Consider the following 25,589-nt stretch of genomic DNA (forward strand, 5'->3'; position numbering starts at 1 on the left):
CCGACGCTAACCCGGACCGCCCCCGTTGCCGCAACCGGCCGGGCCGGGGTAGAACGCGCCCGCGCGACGCCTGGGAGGATCGGGGCATGATCGACTCTCACCAGGAGTTCGCGCTCACCCCGGTCGGCCGCGTCTCGTCCACGCTGACGGACCGGGCGTCGGCCCCCAAGCAGGGCACCGAGGGCGCGCCCGAGGCGTGGCTGGTCTTCGAGCCGGCCGTGCTCCCGGCGCTGGACGGCCTCCGCCCGGGCGACCGGGTCTTCGTGCTGACCTGGCTGCACCTGTCGCCCCGCGACGTCCTGCGCGTGCACCCGCGCGACGACCCGTCCACCCCGATGCGCGGCGTGTTCGCCACCCGGTCCCCGGACCGCCCCAACCCGATCGGGCTCCACCCCGTGGAGATCCTGGAGGTGGAGGGCGACCGCGTGCGCGTCCGCGACCTGGAGGCCCTGGACGGCACCCCGATCCTGGACGTCAAGCCGATCCTCGCCCGGGAAGCGGGCGCATAGCCCCCGCCAGGGGCGGTGTGCGCTGATCGCGGAGGTCGGGGAAGATGGACGGGTGGTGACGCTGCCCCGGGTGAACGCGACGGTCTCGGACGCCGTGCTCGCGGCGGTGCTGGCGGGGGTCGCGGCCGCCGCCGCGGTGGCGTGGCCCGGCGTCCGGGAGCTGGACGCCGTCGGCGCGCTGCTGCTGGTCGCGGCGCACGCGCCGCTCGCGGTGATCAGGCGGTGGCCGGCGCCGGGGCTGGTGGCCCTGGTCGTGCTCGTGCTGCCCTACCACCTGGCCCAGTACCAGCACCACGCGCTCGTGCCCGCCGAGGTGATCGCGCTGTTCGCCTACGCGGTCCTCGGGCGCCGGGTGCGGGTCGTCCTCAGCGTCGTGGCGTTCCTGCTGGCCGTGTGCGTGATCGGGATGGCGATGCGGGCGGGCGGCAGCTCGGTCCGCGAGCAGGTCGCGGTCATCGAGGCCGTGGTGTCGGTGGTGATCGCCGTCCAGGTGTGGCGGGTGCACCGCGCGCGGCTCGCGACCATCACCGAGCGGGCCGAGCGGGCCGAGCGCACCCGCGAGGAGGAGGCGCGGCGGCGGGTCGCCGAGGAGCGGCTGCGGATCGCCCGCGACCTGCACGACCTCCTCGCGCACAGCATCACGCTGATCGGCGTGCAGGCGGGCGCGGCGGCCCACCTCGTGCGCGGCGACCGGCCGCTCGACCGGGCGGAGCTGGCCGACGCGCTCGGCTCGATCGCGGCCACCTGCCGCGACGCCCGCACCGAGCTGCGCGGCACCCTGCAGGTCCTGCGCGGCACCGACGTCGGCTCGTCCGGGGCGCTGCCCGGACCGGACGGCATCGCCGACCTCGTGCGGGCCGCGCGCGCCGGCGGGATCGACGTGGAGCTGTCGGACGGCGGCCTCGCGGCCGGGCTGCCGCCGGAGGTCGGCGTCGCCGCGTACCGGATCGTCCAGGAGGCCCTGACCAACATTGTCAAGCACGCCGCCGCGAAGCGCGCCACGGTGACCCTGGAGCGGGACGCCGGCGGGCTCCTCGTCCGGGTCGCCGACGACGGCCGCGGGCCCTCCGGGGCCGCGCCGGACGGCTTCGGGATCCTCGGGATGATCGAGCGGGCGCGCAGCGTCGGCGGCACGCTCGACGCGGGTCCGGGGGAGCGCGGCGGGTTCGTGGTCACGGCGGTCCTTCCGCTGGCCGACGCGGTCAGCCCGCGGTGACCGGCGCCGGGCCGGGCGGGCGCCGCGGCGGGGGCTTCGCCCCGCTCGACCCGTCCGCCGGGAACCTCCCGACTCGGCCGGCCGGTGCCGGAACGGTGCCGCCGGCGGGCACCCTCGGTTCAGGGGCCGGACGCCATCGGGGGCTTTCAACCCCTTACCGGTAGGGTCAGGATCAAGGGGACCAGGGGAGGCGAACGCGTCGGTGAGCACAGTGCGAGAGGCCCCGCAGGACCGGATATTCACGGTGCCCAACGTCCTCAGCATGGCGCGGCTGGTGGGCGTCCCGCTGTTCCTGTGGCTCGTCCTCGTCGAGGCGGACTGGTGGGCGCTCGGCGTGCTGGTGTTCGCCGGCCTGTCCGACTGGCTGGACGGCAAGCTGGCGCGGGCGCTGAACCAGACGAGCAAGCTCGGGATGGTGCTCGACCCGGCCGCCGACCGGCTCTACATCCTCGCCACGCTCGTCGGGCTGACCATCCGCGACATCATCCCGCTCTGGCTGGTGATCGTGCTGGTCGCGCGGGAGTTCGCGATCCTGCCGATCGCGCCGATCATCCGGCGGCTCGGGTACGGCGGCACGCTGCCCGTCCATTTCATCGGCAAGGCGGGCACCATGTGCCTGCTGTACGCGTTCCCGCTGCTGCTGCTGGGCGACCACGACGGCGGCGCGGGGACGGCGGCGAAGGTCGCCGGATGGTCCTTCGCCATCTGGGGGACGGGCCTGTACTGGTGGGCCGCCGTCCTCTACTGGGCGCAGACGCGGCAACTGGTGCTGGCCGGCCGCGCCGCGCCCCCGTCCCCGGGTGCGGAACCGGGGCCGGGCCCCGGGCCGGACGGGGCCGGGCCGGGGGCGGAACCGGCGGCCGGCGACCAGAAGGGAGCTGAGACCCCCCGATGAAGGCCGTCGTGATGGCGGGAGGCGAGGGGACGCGGCTGCGTCCGATGACCGCCAACCAGCCCAAGCCGCTGCTTCCGCTCGTCAACCGGCCGATCATGGAGCACGTGCTCCGGCTGCTGAAGCGGCACGGGTTCACCGAGACCGTCGTCACCGTGCAGTTCCTGGCCGCGCTGATCCGCAACTACTTCGGCGACGGCGAGGAGCTCGGCATGTCGCTGAGCTACGCGACGGAGGAGATCCCGCTCGGCACCGCCGGCAGCGTCAAGAACGCCGAGGAGGCGCTGCGCGACGACCGGTTCCTCGTCATCTCCGGGGACGCGCTCACCGACATCGACCTCACCGACATGGTGCGGTTCCACAAGGAGAACGACGCGCTCGTCACGATCGGCCTGAAGCGGGTCCCCAACCCCCTCGAATTCGGCATCATCATCGTCGACGACGAGGGCCGCGTGCAGCGGTTCCTGGAGAAGCCCACCTGGGGCCAGGTGTTCTCCGACACCGTCAACACCGGCATCTACGTGATGGAGCCGGAGGTCCTCGAACACGTCGCCGAGGGGGAGTCCGTCGACTGGTCCGGCGACGTGTTCCCCAAGCTCCTCGCCGAGGGCGCCCGGCTGTTCGGGTACGTGGCCGACTGCTACTGGGAGGACGTCGGCACCCACGAGAGCTACCTCAAGGCCCAGGCCGACATGCTCTCGGGCCAGGTCGGGATCGAGCTGGACGGCTTCGAGATGTCCCCGGGCGTCTGGGTCGCCGAGGGCGCCGAGGTGGACGCCGAGGCCGTCCTCAAGGGCCCGCTCTACATCGGCGACTACGCCAAGGTCGAGGCCGGCGTCGAGCTGCGCGAGTACACCGTGCTCGGCAGCAACGTCGTGGTGAAGGAGGGCGCGTTCCTGCACCGGGCCGTCGTCCACGACAACGTGTTCGTCGCGCCGTCCACGAACCTGCGCGGCTGCGTCGTCGGCAAGAACACCGACATCATGGCCGGCGCCCGCGTCGAGGAGGGCGCGGTCATCGGGGACGAGTGCGTCATCGAGGCCGAGGCGTACGTCTCCAGCGGCGTGAAGGTCTACCCCTTCAAGACCATCGAGGCCGGCGCCGTCGTCAACACCAGCGTGATCTGGGAGTCGCGCGGCCAGCGCAACCTGTTCGGGCCGCGCGGCGTGTCCGGGCTCGTCAACGTGGAGATCACGCCCGAGCTGGCGGTGCGGCTCGCCAGCGCCTACGCGACCACCCTCAAGAAGGGCACCACGGTCGTCACCGGACGCGACGTCTCCCGCGCCGCCCGCACCCTCAAGCGCGCCGTCAACAGCGCGCTGACCGCCAGCGCCATCAACGTCAACGACCTGGAGGCGACGCCGCTGACCGTCGCCCGGTTCGAGACCGGCCGCGAGGACGCCGTCGGCGGCATCTACATCCGCACCACCCTCGGCGACCCGCAGGGCGTCGACATCCTGTTCCTCGACGCGGGCGGCGCCGACCTGTCCCAGGCGGCGCAGCGCAAGCTGGAGCGTGTCTTCGGCCGCCAGGAGTACCGCCGGGCGTTCCCCGGCGAGATCGCCGAGCTCACCTACCCGCCGCGCGTCGTGGAGACCTACACCCGCGACCTGCTGCGCCGCGTCGACATCCGCGGCGTCCGCGAGGCCGGGCTGAAGATCGTCCTGGACTGCGCGGGCGGCGTCGCCTCGCTCGTGCTGCCGAACCTGCTCGGCAAGGTCGGCGTGGAGGTCCTCACCCGCAACGCCGGGCTGGACGAGGCGAACCCGACCGAGACGCTCGCCGAGCGGATGCGCGACCTGGAGCGGCTCGGCGAGCTGGTGTCGTCGTCGCGGGCCGCGTTCGGCGTCCGGTTCGACCCGGTGGGGGAGCGGATCTCCCTGGTGGACGAGAACGGCGAGCTGGTCGGCGACGACCGGGCCCTGCTGGTGATGCTCGACCTGGTCGCGGCCGAGCGGCGCGGCGGCAAGGTGGCGCTGCCGGTGACGACGACGCGGGTCGCCGAGCAGGTCTGCCGGTTCCACGGCGTGCAGGTCGAGTGGACGTCCACGTCCCAGGACGTCCTCACCAAGGCCGCCGCGCAGCCCAGCGTGATCTTCGCGGGCGACGGCCGGGGCGGGTTCCTGATGCCCGAGTTCAGCGGCACCGTCGACGGGATCGCGGCGTTCGTCCGCCTCGTCGGGCTCGTCGCCCGGACGCGGCTGACGCTCTCCCAGATCGACCGCCGCATCCCCGACGCGCATCTGCTGCGCCGCTCCGTCCCGACCCCGTGGGCGGCCAAGGGCAGCGTGATGCGGCACGTCGTGGAGGCCGCCGGCGACCGCACCATCGACACCACCGACGGCGTCCGCGTGGTCGAGGACGACGGCCGCTGGGTCCTCGTCCTGCCCGACCCGGCGGAGGCGGTCACCCACCTGTGGGCCGAGGGGCCCGACGCCGACGCCGCCCAGGCGCTCCTGGAGGAGTGGGCCGCGGTCGTCGAACGCGCGGGCTCCTGACGGCGCGTCCCTAGGGCGCGTCAGTCCACAGGCATGTCGTCGGGGCTTCCGGCGGCGATCTCGGCCAGGACGTCCAGCGCGCGCGCCAGGGCGTCCAGGGGCGGCGACGCGAGGCCGACGCGGACCGCGCGGGGCGCCGCGCCCGTCCCCACGACGAAGGCCGCGGCCGGGGTGACGGCGATCCCGCGCCGCGCGGCCGCCGCCACGAACGTCTCCGCCCGCCACCGCGGCGGCAGGTCCCACCAGCGGAAGTAGGCGGGCGGCCCGGCGGGGGCGGCGCCCGCGAGGCGCTCGGCGGCGAGCGCGGCGCGGGCCGCGGCGTCCGCGCGCTTGGCGCGGGTCACCGCCGCGACCGTCCCGTCGGTGATCCAGCCGGTCGCCGCCTCCAGCGCGAACCGCGCCGGCCCCCACGCGCCCGAGCGCAGCGCCGCCGCGACCCGTCCGGCGAGCGGGGCGGGCGGCACGGCGAAACCGACGCTCACGCCCGGGGCGAGACGCTTGGACAGGCTGTCGACCGGCACGGTGCGCTCCGGTGCCAGCGCCGCCAGCGGCTCCGACTCGTCCGCGTCGAGGAACGCCCACACGCGGTCCTCGACCGCCGGGAGCCCGAGCCGCTCCAGGACGGCGGCGAGGTCGGCGCGGCGCTCCGCGGGCATCGTCGTCCCGCACGGGTTGTGCAGGGTCGGCTGGACGTAGAGCGCGCCGAGCGGCGCCGCCCGGTGCGCGGCGGCGAGCGCGTCGGGCCGCAGCCCGTGCTCGTCGGCCGCGACCGGGACGAGCGTGACGCCGAGCCGGGCCGCGATTCCCTTCACCACCGGATAGGTCAGCGCCTCCACGGCCAGCCGCCCGCCGGGCGGGACGAGCGCCGCCACGGCCCCCGCGATCGCCTGCCGCCCGCTCCCCGCGAACAGCACGCGGGACGGGTCCGGCGCCAGCGCGGGCGTCGCGAGCAGCGCGGCGGCGGCCTCCCGGGCGGCGGCGGTCCCCGCGACGCCCACCGGGCCGAGCGCCTCGTCCAGGACGTCCCGGCGCATCAGCCGCTCCAGCCCGGCCGCCAGCAGCGGGCCCTGCTCGGGGACCAGCGGGTAGTTCAGCTCCAGATCGACGCGGGCGCCCGCCGGCTCGGCCAGCGCGGGGTCGGCCGGACGCGCCGCGGCGCGCACGAACGTGCCGCGCCCGACCTCGCCGGCCACGAGGCCGCGCCGCCCGAGCTCCCGGTACACGCGGCCCGCCGTGGAGGCCGCGATGCCGCGCCGCCGGGCGAAGGCCCGCTGCGGGGGCAGCCGGTCGCCCGGCCGCAGCCGCCCCGCCGCGATGTCGGCGGCCACCTCGTCGGCGACCCGGCGGAAGTCCTCCACGGCTGCCCCCCAACATTGCACCGAGATCAATTCACCATATTGTACTGAGAAATGTCCGGATCTAATATCGGTGCAATGATCTCGCTCACCGCCGCCGCGGCCGTCGCCGCCTTCGCCCTCGGGCTCGTGCTGACCCCGGGACCGAACATGATCTACCTGGTGTCGCGGACGGTGACGCAGGGCCGCCGCGCCGGGCTCGTCTCGCTCGGCGGCGTCGCCGCCGGCTTCGTGCTCTACGTCGCCGCCGCCACCGCCGGGCTCACCGCCGTCTTCACGCTCGTCCCCGCCCTCTACACCGCGATCAAGATCGGCGGGGCGGCCTACCTGCTCTGGCTCGCCTGGCAGGCGGTGCGGCCCGGCGGCACGGCCGTGTTCGCGCCCCGCGAGCTGCCCGCCGACCCGCCGCGCCGGCTGTTCACCATGGGCCTCGTCACCAACCTGCTCAACCCGAAGATCGCGATCCTGTACGTGTCGCTGCTGCCGCAGTTCGCCGACCCGGCGCGCGGGAACATCGCCCTCCAGATCATGCTGCTCGGCCTCGTCCAGATCACCATCGCGATCACCGTGAACGGCCTCATCGTGCTCGGCGCCGGCGGCATCGCGGGCTTCCTCGCCCGCCGCCCCGGCTGGCGGCGCGTCCAGCGCTACCTGATGGGCTCGGCGCTCGCCGGGCTCGCCGTCCACATCGGCCTCTACCGGCCCGCCGCCGCCTGACCCGCCCGCCGCGGCCCGCCGACCCTTGCCATGATGGGGCGGTGACCGCACGACGCGACGTCCCCGGCGGCCGGCGGCCCGACGCCTCCATGTCGCTCCTCGCCGACCTCATCGCCGGAAAGCTCCTCGACCACGGCTACGCCGAGGCCGCCGCCCGGCGCGCCGCCGGCGGCCCCCGCCCGCCCCGGCGGGGGCCGCTGCGCGGCGCGGGCGTGCTGCTGGTCCTCGTCCTCGCCGGGACGCTCGTCGCCGTCGCCGGCGCGCAGGTGCGCCGCGGCGAGCCCGGCGCGGCCGAGCGGCGGTCCCGGCTGGTGGGGGAGATCCGCGCCCGCACCGCCGAGACCGACGCCCTGCAGCGCCGCCTCGACCGGGTCCGGGCCGACACCGAGCGGCGCCGCGCCGCCGCGCTCGCCCGCAGCGACGAGGGGCGCCGCGTCCGGCGGCGGCTGGCCCGGGCCGGCGCCGCCGCGGCCGCGCTGCCCGCCGCCGGCGCCGGGATCGTCGTCACGCTCGCCGACGCCCCGCGCCCCGGCCCCGGCGCGCCCGGTGCGCGGCGGCCCCCCGCCGACGCCGGCCGGGTCTATGATCAGGACCTCCAGGTGCTGGTCAACGGGCTCTGGGCGGCGGGCGCCGCCGCGATCGGCGTCAACGGCAGGCGGCTCGCGCCGACCACCGCGATCCGCACGGCCGGCGAGGCGATCCTGGTCGACTACCGGCCGCTGACCGGCCCCTACGAGGTCACGGCGCTGGGCGACCCGGACCGCCTGCGGGACGCGTTCGCGGGCTCGGCCGCCGACCGGCGGCTCGCCGCGCTGCACACGCGGTTCGGGATCCGCTACGGCGTCCGCGGCACGGCCGCGGCGCGGCTGCCCGCGGCGGGCACGGTCCGGCCGCGGTACGCCGGCCCCCGCCCGGAGGACGGCCAGTGAGCGGGGAGGAGGTGGCCCGGGGATGATCGCGCTGATCGGGCTCGTCATCGGGGTGGCGCTCGGCCTCGTCCTGCAGCCGGACGTGCCGCTGTGGCTGCAGCCCTACCTGCCGATCGCGATCGTGGCCGCGCTCGACGCCATGGTCGGCGGCGTCCGGGCCCGGCTGGAGGGGATCTTCGACGAGCGGGTCTTCGTGGTCTCCTTCGTCGGCAACACCCTCATCGCCGCGCTGATCGTCCTCCTCGGCGACCAGCTCGGCGTCGGCTCGCAGCTGTCCACCGGCGTCGTGGTCGTGCTCGGCATCCGGATCTTCGCCAACGCGGCCGGCATCCGGCGGAAGCTGTTCGGCGCATGACCGGCGACCACCCGGACGAGCGCCGGGACGAGCGCCGCGAAGAGCGGGCGCCGCGGGGCCCGCGCGGCCCGCTGCGGCCCCGTGCCCGCCGCCTCGCCGCCGGGCTGCTGTGCCTCGTGCTCGGCTTCGCGGTCGTCGCGCAGGTCCGCTCGACGCGGCGGGACACGGCCTTCGCCACCGCCCGGCAGGACGACCTCGTCGAGATCCTGGCCGATCTGGGTCAGCGGTCCGACCGGCTGCGGACCGACCTCGGCGACCTGGAGGCCACCAAGGCCCGGCTGGAGCGCGACGCCGAGGGCGGGACCGCGCTGGAGGAGGCCCGCGAGCGGGCGACGTCCTACGGCATCCTCGCCGGGACGCTCCCGGCCGAGGGGCCCGGCATCGAGCTGCTGATCCAGGACCCGGCGGGCCGCGTCAGGGCGGTCAACCTGCTGGACGCGCTGCAGGAGTTGCGCGACGCCGGCGCCGAGGTCGTCCAGATCAACGACGTCCGCGTCGGGGTCGACACCTACTTCCTGGACGACCGGGGCGGCGTCCAGGTCGACGGGCGGCTCCTCACCGCCCCCTACCGGTTCCTGGCCATCGGCGACCCCCACACGATGGCCACCGCGCTCAACATCCCGGGGGGCCTCGTGCGGACGCTGCAGGGGGCCGGAGCCACCGTCCTGATCACCCCGCGCGCGAAAGTGGCCGTCGGCGCGGTACGGTCTCCCTAGAGGGAACGAACGGGGGGACCGGGCGGCCCGCTCAAGCGTCGCGATGGCGGCGGTCCGCGCGGCGGCGTAGACCTGCGATCATCGACGAATGTAGTTTGGTGCGGTCGGTTCACCGTCCCGGTTGACCCCTCGGGTGATAGCCGCGTAAGTTGCGGCGACCGTCGCGTGAGCGGGGCGGTGAGTTGGACCGTGGTCGGGGGCGGGTCCCCGGCATGGGTTGGGTGAAGGATGCGCGTGGCGCAGGCGGCTCCCGCTGCGGCGGGGCGTCCGCGTGCGGCACGCCGATGGTAGGAGGCCGAGCCGATCGATGCCGAGCGTCTACTGCACGCAGTGCGGTCACGCCAACCCGGATGATGCCCGCTTCTGCTCGAACTGCGGCACTCCGCTGACCCGGAGTCCGGCCGCGCCACCGCCGTACCGCGAGTCGCCCGGCGAGTCCACGTCCACGATCTCCATCGGCGGGTTCGAGGCCCTGGACACCGACACCGGTGCCGAGGAGCAGGCCGGCCCCGACCAGATGGCGATGGAGGCGCTGCCCCCGGGCACCGCGCTGCTCGTCGTCAAGCGCGGGCCGAACGCGGGCAGCCGCTTCCTGCTCGACAAGGACCGCACGTCCGCGGGGCGGCACCCCGAGAGCGACATCTTCCTGGACGACGTCACCGTGTCCCGGCGGCACGCCGAGTTCGCCCGCCAGGGCGGCACCTTCTCCGTCCGCGACGTCGGCAGCCTCAACGGCACCTACGTCAACCGGCAGCGGATCGACCAGGCCGGCCTGTCCGGCGGCGACGAGGTGCAGATCGGCAAGTTCCGGCTGGTGTTCCTGACCAACCCGGCGCACGGCTGACGGGAGAGGCGTTGAACGCGGAGCCGGCCCGGTCCCAGATGACGATCGGGGACGTGCTCGGGCTGCTGCGGCCCGAGTTCCCCGACATCACCATCTCCAAGATCAGGTTCCTGGAGTCCGAGGGCCTGGTCGAGCCGGAGCGCAGCCCCGCCGGCTACCGCAAGTTCGGCTCCGCCGACGTGGAGCGGCTCCGCTTCGTCCTGACCGCGCAGCGCGACCACTACATGCCGCTGCGCGTGATCAGGCGGCATCTGGAGGCCAGCGACCGCGGCGAGAACGTCCCGCCGCTCGGGGACCGCGACGCGGGCCGGCGCCCCCGCACCCTCGTGGCCGCCGACACCACGGCGGCCGACCCCGCCGTCCGCCTCACCCGCCGCCAGCTCCTCGACGGCGCCGGCATCGACGAGGCGCTCCTCGCCCGCCTGGAGGAGTACGGGCTCGTCCACCGCACCGGCGCGTACTACGAGGGCGAGGCCCTCGGCATCTGCCGGGTCGCCGCCGAGCTCTGCGAGTTCGGCTTCGAGGTCCGGCACCTGCGCGCCGTGAAGGCCGCCGCCGACCGCCAGGTCGGCCTGATCGAGCAGATGGTCACGCCGCAGCTGCGCCGCCGCAGCCGCGGCGCCCACGAGGAGGCCGCCGAGACCGCCCACGCGATCGCCGCGCTGTCGGTCCGGCTCCACGCCGCCCTGGTCAGCGCGGGTCTGCGCGAAAGCCTCGACCACTGATCATGGGCGCCGCGGAGGATTTTCCCGCACCCGCGGCGCGACGAGCTGTCCGGGCCTGGGTGTACGTTGGCTACATGGTTCGGTCAGGAATCGATCCGCTGCACGTGGTGATCGAGACAGCGAGAACCAGCAGGGAGCCGCAGTGAAGCAGATGGAGGTCGTCGGCGTCCGGGTCGAGATGCCCTCCAATCAGCCGATCGTCCTGTTGAAGGAGACGGAGGGCGATCGCTACCTGCCCATCTGGATCGGGGCGGTCGAGGCGACGGCGATCGCCTTCGCCCAGCAGGGGGTGCTGCCCGCGCGGCCGCTCACCCACGACCTGTTCCGCGACGTCCTGGACGCCCTCAGCGTCCAGCTCCGCACCGTCAACATCACCGCCCTGCGCGAGGGCATCTTCTTCGCCGACCTGATCTTCTCCAACGGCGTCGAGGTCAGCGCCCGCCCGTCCGACTCCATCGCCCTGGCCCTGCGCACCGGCGCCACGATCTTCGCCAGCGAGGACGTCCTCGAAGAGGCCGGCGTCGCCATCCCCGACGAGCAGGAGGACGAGGTCGAGAAGTTCCGCGAGTTCCTCGACACGATCTCCCCCGAGGACTTCGGCCGAGCCGGCTAGCTCCCTCCGGTTGGGCAATCCGCGCTCGCAAGCGAAGCTTGCTCCCCACGCCCCTCGTCGTTTGTGCCCACCTAGGCGCCCCCCGGGACCTCCGCTGCGGGCTTCGCCCATGACTAGGGCGGGGTGTGGCGGGGGTAGGTCTCGTTCGTCAGACTCCGTCGTTGTGTCCGGCGCCGGGGAGGGCCCCTGGGGTCTTTCTGCGGGGGTGTGGGGTGGGCTCGCTGCCGAGAAATTTCTGCTGCGGTTCTGGGAGTGGCGTCGTGTGGTGTTGGTCACGTGGGTGCTGCGGGTGTTGCTTGTGGGGGATGGGCGTTGGGCGGGTTGGTGAGGGGAATGTGGTCGGACGGGGAGCTGGTGGGTTTGTGGTGGTCAGGGAGGTTTCCTGAGAGGCGACTCGATTACTGTGCGTGACTGTTTGGTGGTTCGTGGGGCGGGGCGGACGGGGGCTTGGTGCGGGGTGGGTAGGTGTGGTGAAGGGCAGTGATAAATGCCGCATCGTCCTGGACCTGGCGGTTTTTGGGGGCCGTGCTTCGGGGTAGGAGTCGGTGGGTGGCGGAGGTGCGCAGTTTGCCCACGTGAAGCCGGTTCATCCGGGCATGCGACGCGCCGACGATGAACGTTGACCACACCCTGACCGGCACCTACCGTGCTGGTGGAACACCCGTGGTGTAATTCGTCAAACCCCCTTGACGAACCGCCACGGGATGATAGAAGCCGGAGGTCCGCGTGGCGGTGAGCAGCGGCGAGGGCAAGGCGACCCCCGACAGGCACGTGGCGTCCCGCCGTGCCGGAGAGCAGGGGCTGCTCTTCGACACGCAGGTGTCCGCGCCGCCGGAGGATGTCGGCTACCGGGGCCCGACGGCGTGCGCCGCGGCGGGGATCACCTACCGGCAGCTCGACTACTGGGCGCGCACGAAACTCGTGGAACCGAGCGTGCGCGCGGCGCAGGGATCGGGCAGCCAGCGGCTGTACAGCTTCCGCGACATCCTCGTGCTGAAGGTCGTGAAGCGGCTGCTGGACACGGGCGTGTCGCTGCAGCAGATCCGGACGGCCGTGACCCACCTGCGGGACCGCGGCGTCCAGGACCTCGCGCAGATCACGTTGATGAGCGACGGCGTCAGCGTCTACGAGTGCACGTCCGCTGACGAGGTCGTCGACCTGCTGCAGGGCGGGCAGGGCGTGTTCGGCATAGCGCTGGGCCGGGTGTGGCAGGAGGTGGAGGGGAGCCTCGCGCAGCTCCCCGGCGAACGCGCCGCCGCGGACCCTATCGAGCACCCCCACGATGAGCTCGCCAACCGGCGCCGCGCGCGCCGGACCGGCTGACGCTCAGAGCGCCTCCTTGCGCTGGAGGAAGGCGAACGCCCCCCAGCCCGGCAGCACGGGCAGCCACAGCGTGAAGAGCCGGTAGAGCAGCACCGCGGACGTCGCGGTCTCCGCGGACAGCCCGGAGATCGTCAGCGCCAGGGTGAGGGCGCCCTCGACGGCCCCCAGACCGCCCGGCGTCGGCGCCGCGGACCCGACCGCGTTCGCGGTGAGGAACACCAGCACCACCGTCGTCCAGGGCAGCGACCCGCCGAACGAGCGGATCGACGCGTCCAGGCACAGGACGAACGCCAGCGTCAGCAGCAGGCTGCCGCCGATCCCGGTGAACAGCTTCGTCGGGGACTGCAGGACGTCCACTAGGCGGGGCACCACGCCGGAGAACATGCTCCGCAGCCGCGAGGCCACCACCCGGCGGACGCGCGGGACCGTCAGCGCCAGCCCGGCGACCAGGCCCAGCGCCAGCACCGCGATCACGATGGTGCGGGACGGCGCCAGGTCCTGCGTGGCCTTCGCCGTCGAGCCGGTGATGAACCCGAACAGCACCAGCAGCAGGATGTGCGTGACCAGCCCGACGAGCTGCGACGCGCCGACGCTCGCGACGGCCAGGGCCGGCCGCACCCCCGAGCGCTGCAGGTAGCGGGTGTTGACCGCGACGCCGCCGACGGCCGCCGGCGCGACCAGCTTCACGAACGACGCGGCGAGCTGCACCAGCACCGTCCGGCCCAGCGGCAGCCGCTCCGGGACGAACCCCATCAGCATGAGCGCCGCCCCGACGTAGGTCAGCGCCGCCGCGCCGAGGGCCGCGGCGACCCAGTGCCAGCTCGCCGTGGCCGCCAGGTACCCGACGTCCAGGCTGGTCACCTGCGGGATGACGATGTAGGCGGCGATCGACAGCGCCACCACGCTGAAGATCGTCCTCGGCCGGAACCGCTCCAGCCGGGCCGGGGCCGCCTCGGTCTCCGGCTTCAGCCGGACGATCTGCTCCCGGATGCGGGTGAGCAGCTCCCGGTCGCGCCCCAGCGCGGCGCGGGTGGCGCGGGACAGCGCCACCCGCTGCAGCAGCGGCACCGCCCCGCCGAGGGCCTCCTCGCCGAGCACGGACGCGGCGGTCCGCACGGCCCGCTCGGGGCCGGCCCGCAGCGCGAGGGTCGTGAGGAGCTGCGCCAGGTCGAGGCGCAGCACCAGGTCGCCCGCGGCGGTCTCCCCGGCCCGCAGGTCGGTGACGTAGGCGAGGCCGTCCTCGCCGATCAGCAGCGCCCGGTCCTCCAGCCGCCGGTGCGCGAGCCGGCCGCCCTGCAGCGCCCGGAACTGCCGCCAGACGTCGGTCAGCAGCTCGTCGGTGACCTCGCCGTCCGGCACGTCGCCGAGCCGCCGGCCCGGCACGTGCTCGTAGGCCAGCAGCGCCGCCTCCGTGCCGACCTCGCAGGTGCCGGCCAGCCGCGGGGTCCGCACGCCCGCCGCGTCGACCGCGTACGCCATCAGCGACTCCTGCTCCAGGGACCGGCGCAGCGACCGCAGCGTCCGCCCGCTGGTCGCGGCGCGCAGCCGCAGCAGCCGCCAGATCCGGTACAGCAGGCCGGCGGTCTGCTGGTCCCGGTCCAGGACGCGGACCTCCAGGTCCCAGTCGCCGTGCGCGCCGCGCCCCGCGGGCACCCGGGCGCCGTACCCGCCGGCGGCGGACGGGCCGAGGACGACGCCGTAGCGGCGGCCGTCCTCGGTGTCGTCGGCGGGCTCGTCCAGCCGCGCGCCCCGCTCCGGCCGCATCCCGAGCCGCTCCAGCGCCGCGACCACCGCCGTCCCGGACGGCCGCGGGTTCGGCGTGCCGACGGCGTACAGGGTGCCGTGGCCGATGGCGCGGCCGAGGAAGTAGGTGGCCGCGAGGGCGGCGACGGACGCGTACGACGCGGTGAGCCCGGTCAGCGCCGCCAGCCCGATCATGATCCAGGTCGCCGCCTGCCACCGGGTGCGCCCCGCCATCCCGACGGCGGTGGCGAACGCGATCACGGGGGCGATGTCGGTGTGCACGGGCGCGGTCTCGGTGCCGCCCCAGATCAGCGAGTCCAGCACGCCGCCGGGGGCGGCCCGCACCACCAGGTCGTCCAGCCCCACGGTGATCCCGAAGGCGATCACGGCGGCCAGCAGCGCGATCGCGACGCGCGTCCCGTCCTTGTGGAACAGCCGCTCCACCGCGAACGCGACCGGCACCGCCAGCACCCCGAAGCTGGACACCAGCGTCGCGAGCGTCAGCAGCAGCCGGGGCGCGTGCGCGGTGCCCTCGGCGATGTCGGTCTGCAGGCCGTGCGTGGTCTGCTGCGCGATCGACACCAGCAGCATCACCGCCGCCAGCCCGGCCAGCGACGCCGCGAACCTGATCGCGTCGGTGGGCCGGCGGATCCGGTCCGGCAGGGCGGGCTCGTCGACCGGCGCCCCGGCGGGCGCGCCGCGCGCCGCGCGCACCGCGCCGTCGTGGGTCTGCGTCACGCCGCTACCGCCCGGGCCGTCCGTCATCGTGATCAGCGTCCCAGAACCGGCGGCGCGCCGTCGAGCGCCGGGACGCCTCCCGGCCGGTCGCGCGTGCACCCCGCAGCCCCATCTCCGCCCCCGTGGCCCGAGGTCCGTCTTGTCCCAGGTGAATCAGCACATCGTACCGGCCGGTACCGGTCCGGCACCGGGGGACGCCCTCCGTGTCCGCGGCGGGGTGACCCCGTCCCGCCGGGGCCGCGGCGGCGGCCGGGACCGGTCTTTGGGTAGGGTTCGGTCAGGACATGCCGTCGACCCTGGGCGGGAGAGCCCCCGCGCCGCCAGCGCGGGGCGCCGAAGGGGCAACCTCCCCGGAACCTCTCAGGCAAAAGGACCGCTCGGGCGAGGCACCTCTGGAAAGCAGGCGTCGTTCCCCGCGCGCGGGGAACGCGGCTCACCGAAGGGGAAACCCCGCCGCGCGGGTGAAGCTCTCAGGTGCCGATGACAGAGGGGGAGACCGGCCGCCGGCCCGCGCGCCGGCGGTGGCCCTGAGCGACCGCAGCAGCCAGGAGGCTCTCCATGACCGCGCAGTTCTTCGCCCCCGTGGCTTCGCCGCAGCACGCCCGCACCGCGTTCGCCGACCGGCACATCGGCCCCGGCCCGGCCGACCGCGACCGGATGCTCGCCGCGATCGGCTACTCCGGCGCCGAGGCGCTGATCGACGCCGCGGTCCCCGCCGCGATCCGCACCTCCCGCCCGCTGGACCTGCCGCCCGCGCTGAGCGAGCCCGCCGCGCTGGCCCGGCTCCGCGAGCTGGCGTCCCGCAACACCGTGCTGACCTCCATGATCGGGCTCGGCTACCACGGGACGACGGTCCCGGGCGTGATCCTGCGCAACGTCCTGGAGAACCCGGGCTGGTACACCGCCTACACGCCGTACCAGCCGGAGATCTCCCAGGGGCGGCTGGAGGCGCTGCTGAACTTCCAGACGGTGGTCGCCGACCTGACCGGCCTGCCCGTCGCCAACGCCTCCATGCTGGACGAGGGCACCGCCGCCGCCGAGGCGATGGCGCTCGCGCACCGCGCGTCCAGGCGCAAGGACCCGGGGACGTTCCTCGTCGACGCGGACGCGCTTCCGCAGACGATCGAGGTCGTCCGGACGCGCGCCGTCCCGCTCGGCATCGAGGTGGTGACCGCCGACCTGTCCGAGGGCCTCCCGGACGGCGACTTCTTCGGCGTGCTGCTGCAGTACCCGGGCGCGTCCGGCGCCGTCCGCGACCTGGAGCCGGTGATCGCGCAGGCGCACGAGCGCGGCGCCAAGGCCGTCGTGGCCGCCGACCTGCTCGCGCTGACGCTGCTGCGCCCGCCGGGGGAGTCGGGCGCCGACATCGCGGTCGGGTCGGCGCAGCGGTTCGGCGTCCCCTACGGTTTCGGCGGGCCGCACGCCGGCTACATGGCGGTCGGCGAGGGCCTCCAGCGGCAGCTGCCCGGACGCCTCGTCGGCGTGTCCGTCGACGCGGACGGCGCCCTCGCCTACCGGCTGGCGCTGCAGACGCGCGAGCAGCACATCCGCCGGGAGAAGGCCACCAGCAACATCTGCACCGCGCAGGTCCTCCTGGCCGTGATGGCGAGCATGTACGCGGTGTACCACGGCCCCGAGGGGCTGGCCGCGATCGCGCAGCGCGCCCACCGCCGGGCCGCCGAGATCGCCGCGGGGCTGCGGGCCGCCGGCGTCGAGGTCGTGCACGGCGCCTTCTTCGACACCGTCCTCGCCCGCGTGCCGGGCCGGGCCGCCGAGGTCGTCGCCGCCGCCCGCGAGCGCGGCGTCAACCTGCGCCCGGACGGCCCCGACCGCGTCGGGATCGCCTGCGACGAGACGACGCTGCCCGAGCACGTCACCGCCGTGCTGGAGGCGTTCGGCGCCGCGCCCGCCGGCGACGCCGCCGAGGCGATCCCGGACGCGCTGCGCCGGGAGAGCCCCTACCTGACCCACCCGGTGTTCCACGCGCACCGCTCCGAGACCGCGATGCTGCGCTACCTGCGCCGCCTCCAGGACAAGGACATCGCGCTCGACCGCTCGATGATCCCGCTCGGCTCCTGCACGATGAAGCTGAACGCGACCGCCGAGATGGAGCCGATCACCTGGCCGGAGTTCGCCGACATCCATCCGTTCGCGCCGGTCGACCAGGCCGCCGGCCACCTGGAGCTGATCGGCGAGCTGGAGGACGCCCTCGCCGAGATCACCGGGTACGCGAAGGTGTCGGTGCAGCCGAACGCCGGCTCCCAGGGCGAGCTGGCGGGCCTTCTGGCGATCCGCGGCTACCACGCGTCCCGCGGCGAGGAGCACCGCGACGTCTGCCTGATCCCGTCGTCCGCGCACGGCACCAACGCCGCCAGCGCGGTCATGGCGGGGATGCGCGTCGTCGTCGTCAAGTGCGACGAGGGCGGCAACATCGCGCTGGACGACCTGCACGCCAAGATCGAGCGGCACGGCGGGCAGCTCGCCGCGATCATGGTGACGTACCCGTCCACGCACGGCGTCTTCGAGGAGACGATCACCGACGTGTGCGCGGCCGTGCACGCGGCGGGCGGCCAGGTCTACGTCGACGGCGCCAACCTCAACGCCCTCGTCGGCCTCGCCCGCCCCGGCGAGTTCGGCTCGGACGTCTCCCACCTGAACCTGCACAAGACGTTCTGCATCCCGCACGGCGGCGGCGGTCCGGGCGTCGGCCCGGTCGGCGTCCGCGCGCACCTCGCCCCGTTCCTGCCGAACCACCCGCTGCGCGCGGAGGCCGGGCCGGACACGGGGGTCGGCCCGATCTCCGCGGCTCCGTGGGGCTCGGCGGGCATCCTGCCGATCTCCTGGGCCTACATCGCGATGATGGGCCCGGACGGGCTGCGCGCCGCGACCGAGGGCGCGATCATCAGCGCGAACTACCTCGCCGCGCGGCTCGCCCCGCACTACCCGATCCTCTACACCGGCCGCAACGGGCTCGTCGCGCACGAGTGCATCGCCGACCTCCGCAAGATCACCAAGGAGACGGGGATCACCGCCGAGGACGTCGCCAAGCGGCTGATCGACTACGGCTTCCACGCCCCGACCCTGTCGTTCCCCGTCGCCGGCACCCTGATGATCGAGCCGACCGAGTCCGAGGACCTCGCCGAGCTCGACCGGTTCTGCGACGCGATGATCGAGATCCGCCGGGAGATCCAGCGGGTCGCCGACGGCGGCTACGACCGCGAGGACAACCCGCTGAAGAACGCCCCGCACACCGCCGCCTCCCTCGTCTCCGACGACTGGAAGCACGCCTACACCCGCGAGGAGGCCGCCTACCCCGTCCCGTCGGTGCGGGAGGGCAAGTACTGGCCGCCCGTCCGCCGCATCGACCAGGCCTACGGCGACCGCAACCTCGTCTGCTCCTGCCCGCCCCCCGAGGCGTTCGAGGACTGAGGGCCGGGGACCGGGCCCCCGCCGGGACGGATATGTGATCTTGGTGGGGGTTTCGGGGTGTCGTCGCGGGACGCGGGGGCGCCGGGTCGCTAGTCTCTGTGCGGACTTCCACGAACCCCAGAGGGCAGGGGCCGATGAGCGAGTTGCCGGACGAGACGGCCGACCCGGCGCGGATGTGCGACGAGGCCCGCGGCCTCGCCGAGGGCGGCGCCGCCGGGCAGGCGGCGCTGCTGTTCGAGAAGGTGCTCGCCATGGGCGAGACGCCGGTGCGGGCGCGGGCCGCGCTCGGCCTCGCCGTCGTCCTCGACGACGCCGGCGAGGTGGAGCGGGCCCGGGAGGCCGACGGCGTCGCGATCGCCACCGGCGACCCCGAGTACGGGCCGCGCGCCGCCTACCACCTGGCGCTCACCCACGAGCGGGCCGGCGAGCCGGAGCGGGCCGCGCCCGCCTGGCGCGCCGTGGTCGGCTTCGGCAACCCCGCCTACCTGCCGCCCGCGCACCTGGCGCTGGCCCGGATCGCCGACGACGGCGGCGACTTCGACGCCGCGCGCGAGCACTGGGAGGCCGCGGTCGCGACCGGCGACGCCGAGTACGGGCCGCTCGCCGCGCACGACCTCGCGCAGCGGCTGCTCGAGCGCGGCGACCCGGCGCGGGCGCAGAAGACGCTGGCCGCCGGGCTGCGGCTGATCGACCGCGACGCCGCCCCGTACGCCTACGCGCGGCTCGCCGTCGCGCTCGGCATCTCCTACCTCGACCAGGCGATCGGCGCGTTCGGCGCGGCGCTGGCGGCGGAGCCCGCCGACCCGGAGACCGGGCCGCTGGCCACCGAGCTGCTGGCGCGGACGCTGCCGCTGCGCGGGCGCGGCGGCGAGGCCGGGGAGGTGTGGCGGCGCGGGCTCGCCGAACCGGGCACCGCGCCGCAGGTGCGGGCCAGGCTGCGCCGCGACTTCGGCGAGGACGACGGCGACGCCGACCTGTGGTGGGAGCCGGTCGTCGAGCAGGCCGTGTCGGAGGGCACGCTCCCGGCGCTCGCCGGGGAGGCGTTCGGCGCCCTCGACCACATGTACGCGCTGCTGGCCGTCCGGTACGCCGAGCGGCGGGGCGACGAGGCGCACGCGGTGCTCGGCGGGGCGGTCCGCGTCCCCGACGGCTACCCGTGGGGTCCGCTGCTGCACGAGAGCTTCGCCGAGCGGCTGCGCCTGGCGACGGGCGCGCCCGTCCCGGAGTGGCCGGACGGCTAGCCGGGGGAGCGGGCCGGGCGGCTAGTCCGCGATGGCGCGCTCCGCGACCACCTTGGTGATGCGGGCGCGGACGAGGTACTCCGTGGGGACGGCGTTGCGCGCCCCGAACTCGGCGCCGCGCTCGGCGCCCATGTAGCGGCCGCCGATGAGCGTGGCCCAGTGCCGCATCTCGTCCAGGTCCTCGATCAGGGCGGCCTCCGCCTGGATCTGCACGTACGAGAACGGCGGGGTCTGGTCGTCCACGCAGACCGACAGGCGCGGGTCGCGGGCCAGGGCGCGGCCCTTGACGCTGTGCCGGCTCGTGTTGAACAGCAGGTCGTCCCCGTCGAGGACGAACCAGATCGGTGTGACGTGCGGCGTCCCGTCCTTGCGGATGACGCCGGCCTTGCCGGTGCGGGTGCCCTCGCTCACGAACGCGCGCCACTCGCCGTCTGTCATCTTCTCCATGCGCCCAGTCTGCCGCAGAGATCATCTGGCGCGGCCGTTACGGTGGTCGCATGGAGGTCACGACGGCGCACGGGCCCGCCGAGGTGGTGCTGGACGAGGTGCGGGACGCCGCGTTCCTGCTGGTCCTGACGCACGGGTCCAACGGGAGCGTGGACGCCCCCGACCTGCTCGCCGTCCGCGAGGCCGCGCTCGGGCTCGGCGGCGCCGTCGCGCGGGTGACGCAGCCGTTCCGTTTCGCGGGCCGCCGGGCGCCCGGCGCGCCGGCCAGGCAGGACGAGGCGTGGCTGGAGATCGTCGGGCCGCTGCGGGAGCGGTTCGCGGGCGTCCCGCTCGTGCAGGGCGGCCGCAGCAACGGCGCGCGGGTGGCGTGCCGGACGGCGACGGCGGCCGGCGCGGCCGGGGTGGTGGCGCTGGCGTTCCCGCTCCACCCGCCCGGCAAGCCGGAGAAGACGCGGGTGGGGGAGTTGCGCGCGGCCGGCGTCGAGGTCCTCGTCGTCAACGGCGACCGCGACCCGTTCGGCGTGCCGGACGCGGCCGACGCGGCGCACGTCGTGGTCCTGGCGGGGGAGCGGCACGACCTGAACAAGGATCCCGGTGCGGTCGGCCGGGCGGTCGAGCCGTGGCTGCGCAAGTGGGCGTCGCGCTGACCGGTGCCGGACACGCGAACGGCCCGTCCGGTGCGGACGGGCCGGGAGTGACGGCTCGATCCGGGCCCGGTGCGGGCCCGGAGGGCGAGGGCGGGTGGGCGTTGCCCCGAGGATGATCACCCGCTTGGACTAGTCCCCCGTGGAGACCGGTCAAGCGGCCGACGGCGCCTGCAGGTCGGTCGGCCGGTGCGGTGCGATGACTCCCCCGTCGGGCAGCAGCTCACCGGTGTCCTCGAAGAGCACGACGCCGTTGCACAGCAGGCTCCACCCCTGCTCGGGGTGCGCGGCCAGCGTGCGGGCTGCGTCGCGGTCGGGTGCGTTGTGCGAGGGACAGGGCGGCTGGTGCGGGCACATGGCGTGCCTCCGGTCTCAACTACTGGTCGGTGGTGGTGCTTTCCTTTATGACGCACCCCAGTGTGGAGTGGTTCGCCCGGACCGGCTATAGCCCGTTGGGACGGTTGTCCTTTGGTACCGGAGTACCGGTCGGGTGTGATCACCCTCACTCCGAGGTGTCAGGCATAGGGTCTCTCCCGCGCGATAACGGACGAAGAACGACACGCCGCCGGGAGCGAAACCCCTACGATGTCGGCGGGGAACGCCCTGAGGGCGTTGGGGGGAGTGAGGCCGATGCGGGTCGCGTTGTCCGTCGCGTGCTTCGACGACGCGCTTTTCCCTGATACGGGGAGGGCCGTGACCGTCCTTTTGGAACGCCTGGGGCATGAGGTGGTATTCCCGCCCGGGCAGACCTGCTGCGGGCAGATCCACTGGGCGGCCGGCTACCACCGGGAGGCCGCCGGCCTCGCCCGCGCGTACGCGGCCGCGTTCGAGGGCGGGGACGTCGTGGTGGCGCCGTCGGCGTCCTGCGCGGCCGCCGTCCGGGCCGACTACCCGCGGATCGCGCGGGCGGCCCGCGACCCCGGTCTCGCCCGCGCCGCCGAGGGCCTGGCCGTCTACGAGCTGACCGAGTTCCTCGTCGACGTCCTCGGCGTCACCGATGTCGGCGCCTACTTCCCGCACCGGGTCACCTACCACCCGTCGTGCCGGTCGCTGCGGTCGCTGGAGGTCGGCGACCGGCCGCTGCGGCTGCTGCGCGCGGTGAAGGGCCTGGACCTGGCCGAGTTACCGGCCGCGGAGGAGTGCTGCGGGTTCGGCGGCGCGTTCGCGATGAAGAACGCGGACGTGTCGGTCGCGATGGTCGCCGACAAGATCCGGCACGTCCGCGGCACGGGAGCGGACGTGGTGTGCGCGGTCGACGACTCCTGCCTCGCCCACATCGGCGGGGCCCTGTCGCGGCTGCGCGCCGGGGTGCGGACCATGCACCTGGCCGAGATCCTCGCCGCGACGGGGGCCTCGTGACCGGCGGAGCGGCCGGCGGCGTGACCGGCGGGGCGACCGGCACCGCGCCGGGTGGGCCGGTCCCGCTCCCGATGCCGAAGTTCGCCGCCGCCGCGCGGCCCGCGCTGGCCGACACCGGCCTGCGCCGGAGCCTGCGCGGCGCGACCGCGCGGCTGCGGGGGCGGGCGGCCGCGGCCGCCGCCGAGCCCGCCGACTGGGAGGACCTGCGCGAGGCCGGCCGCGCCATCGGCGAGGAGGCGCTGCTCAACCTCGACGTCCACCTGGAGGACCTGGAGCGCGCCGTCACCGAGGCGGGCGGCACCGTGCACTGGGCGGCGGACGCGGCCGAGGCGCGCCGCGTCGTCACGGGCCTGGTCCGGGCGTCGGGGGCGGGGGAGGTGCTGAAGGCGGCGTCGCTGACGCTCCGGGAGATCGGCCTGGACCGCGCGCTGGCCCGCGCGGGCGTGGCCGTCCAGGAGACCGCGCTCGGCGACCTGGCCGTCCGGCTCGGCGAGGACGAGCCGTCCCATCCGCTGTCTCCGGCCGCGCACCGCGACCGCGCCCAGGTCGCCGAGCTGTTCCGGCGCGGGATGCCCGCCGCCGGCGCCGACCTGCCCGACGACCCCGAGGCCCTCGCCGGCGCGGCCCGCGCCCACCTGCGCGACCGGTTCCTGCGCGCCCGCGTCGCGGTGACCGGGGCGAACTTCCTGGTGGCCGAGACGGGCACGGCAGTGGTGGTCGAGTCCGAGGGCAACGCGCGGATGTGCCTGACGCTCCCGGACACGCTGATCTGCGTCGCGGGCATCGACAAGGTCGTTCCGACGTGGGATGACATGGAGGTGTTCCTCCAGCTGCTGCCGCGGTCGTCGACCGGCGACCGGATGACGCCGTACGTGTCGTCGTGGACGGGGGTGACGCCGGGCGACGGGCCGCGCGCGTTCCACCTCGTCCTGCTCGACAACGGCCGCACGCGGGCCCTGGCCGACGAGGTCGGGCGGGCCGCGCTGCGCTGCGTCGGCTGCTCGGCGTGCCTGAACGTCTGCCCCGTCTACGAGCGGACGGGCGGCCGCCCGTACGGACCGGTTCACCAGGGCCCGATCGGCGCGATCCTCACCCCGCAGCTGCGCGGCGTGGAGAGCGCGGCCATGGCGTCGCTGCCGTACGCGTCCACGCTGTGCGGGGCCTGCGCGGACGTCTGCCCGGTGAAGATCGACATCCCGGACGTGCTGGTCCACCTGCGCGGCCTGGTCGTCGACTCGCGCCGCCGGCGGCCCGTCCCGCCGCCGGAGATGGTGCTGATGCGGGGCCTGGCGTGGACGATGGGCGACCCGCGCCGGCACGAGGCCGTGCTGCGGCGCGGCACCCGGTGGGCGCGGCTGCTGTCGCGCGGCGGGCGGATCCGCCGCCTGCCGGGGCTGCTCGGCGCGTGGACGGAGGCCCGCGACCTGCCGGCGCCGCCGGCGGAGAGCTTCCGCGCCTGGTGGGACAGGACGCGGGCATGACCGCGCGGGAGGAGATGCTGCGCCGGGTGCGCGAGGCGCTCGGCGGGTCGCGGGGCGCGCACCCGCCGGTGCCGCGCGGCTACGCGCGCCGGCTGACCGGGCCGCAGGCCGCGACGCGGGCGGACGTCGTGGCGCTGTTCACCGAGCGGGTCGCCGACAACCGGGCCGCGGTGCGGCACGTCGGCGCCGACGAGCTCGGCACCGCGGTGGCCGCCGCGCTGTGGGGGCGGGAGGCCAAGCGGATCGCCGTCCCGGCGGACCTGCCGTTCGGGTGGCTCGCGGAGCTGGACGGGGTGCGGGCGCTGGCCGACACCCCGGCGCTCGACCTGGACGCCCTCGCCGCCGTCGACGGCGTAGTGACCGGCTGCGCGGCGGCGGTGGCGCAGACGGGCACGGTGGTGCTGGACGGCGGCCGCGCGCAGGGCAGGCGGGCGCTCACCCTGGTGCCGGGCTACCACCTGTGCGTCGTCCACGCCGACCAGATCGTCGGAACGGTCCCGGAGGCCGTCACCCGGCTGGACCCGGCGCGGCCGCTCACCTGGATCAGCGGCCCGTCCGCCACCCACGGCGTCGAGGGGGTCCGGGCGGAGGGCGTGCACGGCCCGCTGCACCTGGAGGTCCTCGTCGTCGAGGACTGACCGGACCCCGCTCAGCGCACCCCGGCGATGATGAGGTCGAGGCCGGCGGTGAAGCGGGCGTCCCAGTCGACGACGCGGTCGGCGCCGTCCTCGTTGGTGCCGCGCACCTCCAGGGCGGTGTGGCCGATCACGTAGCCGAGCAGCGTGTGCGCGGCGACGGCGGCGGTGTCCTCGGCGACGCCGCCGCTTCGCATGACCTCGCGCAGGGACGCGACCGTGGCGGTGAGCGCGGCGGGGTTGCGGCGGGTGACGACGAGGGGGAGGACCCCGGCGTGGGCGATCAGCCTGTCCCGGTAGCCGGCGGCCCACCGGCGCAGGGCGTCCTGCCAGCGGCCCGCGGAGGCGCCGCCGGAGGTGTCGGCGGGGGCGGCGGCGACGTGCGCGACGAGGCCGTCGAGGAGCTGCTCCTTGCCGCGGGGGAGGTGGTGGTAGATCGCCATCGCCTCGACCTCCAGCGCGTCGCCGAGGCGGCGCATCGTGAGGCGGCCGAGTCCCTGGCCGTCCACGATCCGCAGGGCGGCCTCGATGATCCGCTCGGTGGACAGGGGGGCGCGGTGCTGGGCGTTGATGCTGGGCTGCCGGACCATGAGCAGTGACCTTACTACGTAAAGGCGCGCGGCCGGGTGTCCGCCGCGCCGACACGCCGGAACCCCCGAGTACGCTTACCTGGATCGGACAGTCGGATCGTCGAGGGAGTACCACCATGCCGCTGGGCCGCCGGGTGAGCAAGGACGTCGCGGAGCCGTACGAGGCCGACCAGCGGCTGGCCGCCGAGTACGAGGACAGGCTCGCGGCGGCCGGCGACGCGGAGCGGGAGCTGCGGGACGCGCAGGCCGCGGGCGCGGCCGGGCCGGAGCTGCGCGCGCTCACGGTCGCGTTCGACAAGGCGATGACCGCCGTGCTCGCCGCCGCGGAGGCGTCCGAGCGGGTCGCGATGGGCCCGAAGGTGTACGCGGGCGCCGGGCAGGACGCCAAGACGCGCCGCGCCGCCGAGATCGCCTACCGCAAGGCCAAGGCGCGCCCGGCGGTGCGCCCGTGGACCGACGAGGTCGACCGGCTGCGCACCGCCCGCGAGGCGCACCGGCTGAGCTTCAAGACGGTGCCCGCCGCGCTCGGCTGAGGTCCCGGACCACGTGTGACGACACAGCGTCACCGGGTGGCACCCGCCACCGAACTT

General features: G+C 75.2%; 24 protein-coding genes and 2 riboswitches. Of the genes, 19 read left to right on the forward strand and 5 right to left on the reverse strand.

Translation table 11 applies throughout. The features are described from left to right. The first annotated feature begins 86 nt into the window (after positions 1-86). From tsaA to ACGFI1_RS34885, 4 genes are all read left to right on the forward strand, one after another. Positions 87-509, forward strand: a complete 423-nt coding sequence (tsaA, locus tag ACGFI1_RS34870; RefSeq protein WP_386866008.1) for a tRNA (N6-threonylcarbamoyladenosine(37)-N6)-methyltransferase TrmO — start codon at positions 87-89, stop codon at positions 507-509. 52 nt (positions 510-561) lie between these two features. Further along, entirely contained in the window at positions 562-1,725 is a 1,164-nt protein-coding gene (locus tag ACGFI1_RS34875) for a sensor histidine kinase (RefSeq protein ID WP_392791538.1), read from the forward strand. A gap of 202 nt (positions 1,726-1,927) precedes the next feature. Further along, the gene (locus ACGFI1_RS34880; protein WP_386866004.1) at positions 1,928-2,620 is read left to right on the forward strand and encodes a CDP-alcohol phosphatidyltransferase family protein; all 693 of its coding nucleotides are present in this window, start codon (positions 1,928-1,930) and stop codon (positions 2,618-2,620) included. Further along, positions 2,617-5,115: a mannose-1-phosphate guanyltransferase gene (locus ACGFI1_RS34885; protein ID WP_138636865.1), complete on the forward strand. Its 2,499-nt coding sequence runs from the start codon at positions 2,617-2,619 to the stop codon at positions 5,113-5,115. Before ACGFI1_RS34880 ends, ACGFI1_RS34885 begins: the two co-directional genes overlap by 4 nt. A gap of 20 nt (positions 5,116-5,135) precedes the next feature. On the opposite strand, the gene ACGFI1_RS34890 is transcribed toward ACGFI1_RS34885, so the two are convergent. Beyond that, a complete protein-coding gene (locus ACGFI1_RS34890) occupies positions 5,136-6,473 on the reverse strand; it encodes an aminotransferase-like domain-containing protein (protein ID WP_387067080.1) in 1,338 nt (445 codons plus the stop codon). Between the two features lie 75 nt (positions 6,474-6,548). Between ACGFI1_RS34890 and ACGFI1_RS34895 the strand changes: the two genes are divergently transcribed. From ACGFI1_RS34895 to ACGFI1_RS34930, 8 genes are all read left to right on the forward strand, one after another. Beyond that, positions 6,549-7,187 (forward strand): LysE family translocator, encoded by a 639-nt coding sequence (locus ACGFI1_RS34895; RefSeq protein WP_138636863.1) that lies wholly within the window; start codon positions 6,549-6,551, stop codon positions 7,185-7,187. Positions 7,188-7,228: 41 nt separating this feature from the next. Continuing rightward, positions 7,229-8,116: a DUF881 domain-containing protein gene (locus ACGFI1_RS34900; protein WP_386865996.1), complete on the forward strand. Its 888-nt coding sequence runs from the start codon at positions 7,229-7,231 to the stop codon at positions 8,114-8,116. 22 nt (positions 8,117-8,138) lie between these two features. Then, on the forward strand, positions 8,139-8,471 hold the full coding sequence (locus ACGFI1_RS34905) for a small basic family protein (RefSeq protein ID WP_301177802.1): 333 nt from the start codon (positions 8,139-8,141) through the stop codon (positions 8,469-8,471). Next, the gene (locus tag ACGFI1_RS34910; RefSeq protein WP_301177803.1) at positions 8,468-9,187 is read left to right on the forward strand and encodes a DUF881 domain-containing protein; all 720 of its coding nucleotides are present in this window, start codon (positions 8,468-8,470) and stop codon (positions 9,185-9,187) included. Before ACGFI1_RS34905 ends, ACGFI1_RS34910 begins: the two co-directional genes overlap by 4 nt. Positions 9,188-9,494: 307 nt before the next feature. Then, positions 9,495-10,031, forward strand: coding sequence for an FHA domain-containing protein (locus tag ACGFI1_RS34915; RefSeq protein WP_089326827.1), 537 nt, complete (start codon positions 9,495-9,497; stop codon positions 10,029-10,031). Positions 10,032-10,042: 11 nt separating this feature from the next. Next, positions 10,043-10,756, forward strand: coding sequence for a transcriptional regulator FtsR (gene ftsR / locus ACGFI1_RS34920; RefSeq protein WP_392791542.1), 714 nt, complete (start codon positions 10,043-10,045; stop codon positions 10,754-10,756). A gap of 142 nt (positions 10,757-10,898) precedes the next feature. Continuing rightward, positions 10,899-11,369 carry a bifunctional nuclease family protein gene (locus tag ACGFI1_RS34925; protein WP_067468341.1) on the forward strand — a complete coding sequence of 157 codons (471 nt, stop codon included), beginning with the start codon at positions 10,899-10,901 and terminating at the stop codon, positions 11,367-11,369. A gap of 726 nt (positions 11,370-12,095) precedes the next feature. After that, on the forward strand, positions 12,096-12,692 hold the full coding sequence (locus ACGFI1_RS34930; protein WP_089326825.1) for a MerR family transcriptional regulator: 597 nt from the start codon (positions 12,096-12,098) through the stop codon (positions 12,690-12,692). A 3-nt stretch (positions 12,693-12,695) separates the two neighbouring features. Here the strand turns inward: ACGFI1_RS34930 and ACGFI1_RS34935 are convergent, their stop codons facing one another. Further along, positions 12,696-15,200, reverse strand: a complete 2,505-nt coding sequence (locus ACGFI1_RS34935) for a lysylphosphatidylglycerol synthase transmembrane domain-containing protein (protein ID WP_386865989.1) — start codon at positions 15,198-15,200, stop codon at positions 12,696-12,698. Between the two features lie 264 nt (positions 15,201-15,464). Next, positions 15,465-15,559: riboswitch (glycine riboswitch) on the forward strand. Beyond that, a riboswitch (glycine riboswitch) is annotated at positions 15,560-15,670 on the forward strand. It begins immediately after the preceding riboswitch. A 61-nt stretch (positions 15,671-15,731) separates the two neighbouring features. Here ACGFI1_RS34935 and gcvP point away from each other — a divergent pair. Beyond that, positions 15,732-18,602, forward strand: coding sequence for an aminomethyl-transferring glycine dehydrogenase (gcvP, locus tag ACGFI1_RS34940; protein ID WP_392791545.1), 2,871 nt, complete (start codon positions 15,732-15,734; stop codon positions 18,600-18,602). A 134-nt stretch (positions 18,603-18,736) separates the two neighbouring features. Then, on the forward strand, positions 18,737-19,843 hold the full coding sequence (locus ACGFI1_RS34945; RefSeq protein ID WP_138640578.1) for a tetratricopeptide repeat protein: 1,107 nt from the start codon (positions 18,737-18,739) through the stop codon (positions 19,841-19,843). 21 nt (positions 19,844-19,864) lie between these two features. Here the strand turns inward: ACGFI1_RS34945 and ACGFI1_RS34950 are convergent, their stop codons facing one another. Beyond that, the gene (locus ACGFI1_RS34950; RefSeq protein WP_392738329.1) at positions 19,865-20,290 is read right to left on the reverse strand and encodes a PPOX class F420-dependent oxidoreductase; all 426 of its coding nucleotides are present in this window, start codon (positions 20,288-20,290) and stop codon (positions 19,865-19,867) included. 50 nt (positions 20,291-20,340) lie between these two features. Between ACGFI1_RS34950 and ACGFI1_RS34955 the strand changes: the two genes are divergently transcribed. Then, complete coding sequence (locus ACGFI1_RS34955) at positions 20,341-20,937, forward strand: alpha/beta hydrolase family protein (protein ID WP_392738331.1); 597 nt, start codon at positions 20,341-20,343, stop codon at positions 20,935-20,937. Positions 20,938-21,087: 150 nt separating this feature from the next. Here the strand turns inward: ACGFI1_RS34955 and ACGFI1_RS34960 are convergent, their stop codons facing one another. Then, positions 21,088-21,291: a DUF5999 family protein gene (locus ACGFI1_RS34960; protein WP_138641325.1), complete on the reverse strand. Its 204-nt coding sequence runs from the start codon at positions 21,289-21,291 to the stop codon at positions 21,088-21,090. Between the two features lie 273 nt (positions 21,292-21,564). Between ACGFI1_RS34960 and ACGFI1_RS34965 the strand changes: the two genes are divergently transcribed. From ACGFI1_RS34965 to ACGFI1_RS34975, 3 genes are read left to right on the forward strand one after another with little or no spacing between them, the layout of a single operon-like run. Continuing rightward, complete coding sequence (locus ACGFI1_RS34965) at positions 21,565-22,293, forward strand: (Fe-S)-binding protein (RefSeq protein WP_392791548.1); 729 nt, start codon at positions 21,565-21,567, stop codon at positions 22,291-22,293. Beyond that, the gene (locus ACGFI1_RS34970) at positions 22,290-23,774 is read left to right on the forward strand and encodes a lactate utilization protein B (protein ID WP_392791551.1); all 1,485 of its coding nucleotides are present in this window, start codon (positions 22,290-22,292) and stop codon (positions 23,772-23,774) included. Before ACGFI1_RS34965 ends, ACGFI1_RS34970 begins: the two co-directional genes overlap by 4 nt. Continuing rightward, on the forward strand, positions 23,771-24,412 hold the full coding sequence (locus ACGFI1_RS34975) for a LutC/YkgG family protein (RefSeq protein ID WP_138641322.1): 642 nt from the start codon (positions 23,771-23,773) through the stop codon (positions 24,410-24,412). Before ACGFI1_RS34970 ends, ACGFI1_RS34975 begins: the two co-directional genes overlap by 4 nt. Before the next feature lie 11 nt (positions 24,413-24,423). Here ACGFI1_RS34975 and ACGFI1_RS34980 read toward each other — a convergent pair whose 3' ends face one another. Next, on the reverse strand, positions 24,424-24,999 hold the full coding sequence (locus ACGFI1_RS34980; protein WP_386865976.1) for a TetR/AcrR family transcriptional regulator C-terminal domain-containing protein: 576 nt from the start codon (positions 24,997-24,999) through the stop codon (positions 24,424-24,426). A 116-nt stretch (positions 25,000-25,115) separates the two neighbouring features. Between ACGFI1_RS34980 and ACGFI1_RS34985 the strand changes: the two genes are divergently transcribed. Then, entirely contained in the window at positions 25,116-25,532 is a 417-nt protein-coding gene (locus ACGFI1_RS34985; RefSeq protein ID WP_386865974.1) for a plectin, read from the forward strand. The last annotated feature ends 57 nt before the right edge of the window (positions 25,533-25,589 follow it).

The sequence above is a fragment of the Actinomadura geliboluensis genome, assembly GCF_043197915.1.
Classification (GTDB): domain Bacteria; phylum Actinomycetota; class Actinomycetes; order Streptosporangiales; family Streptosporangiaceae; genus Spirillospora; species Spirillospora geliboluensis.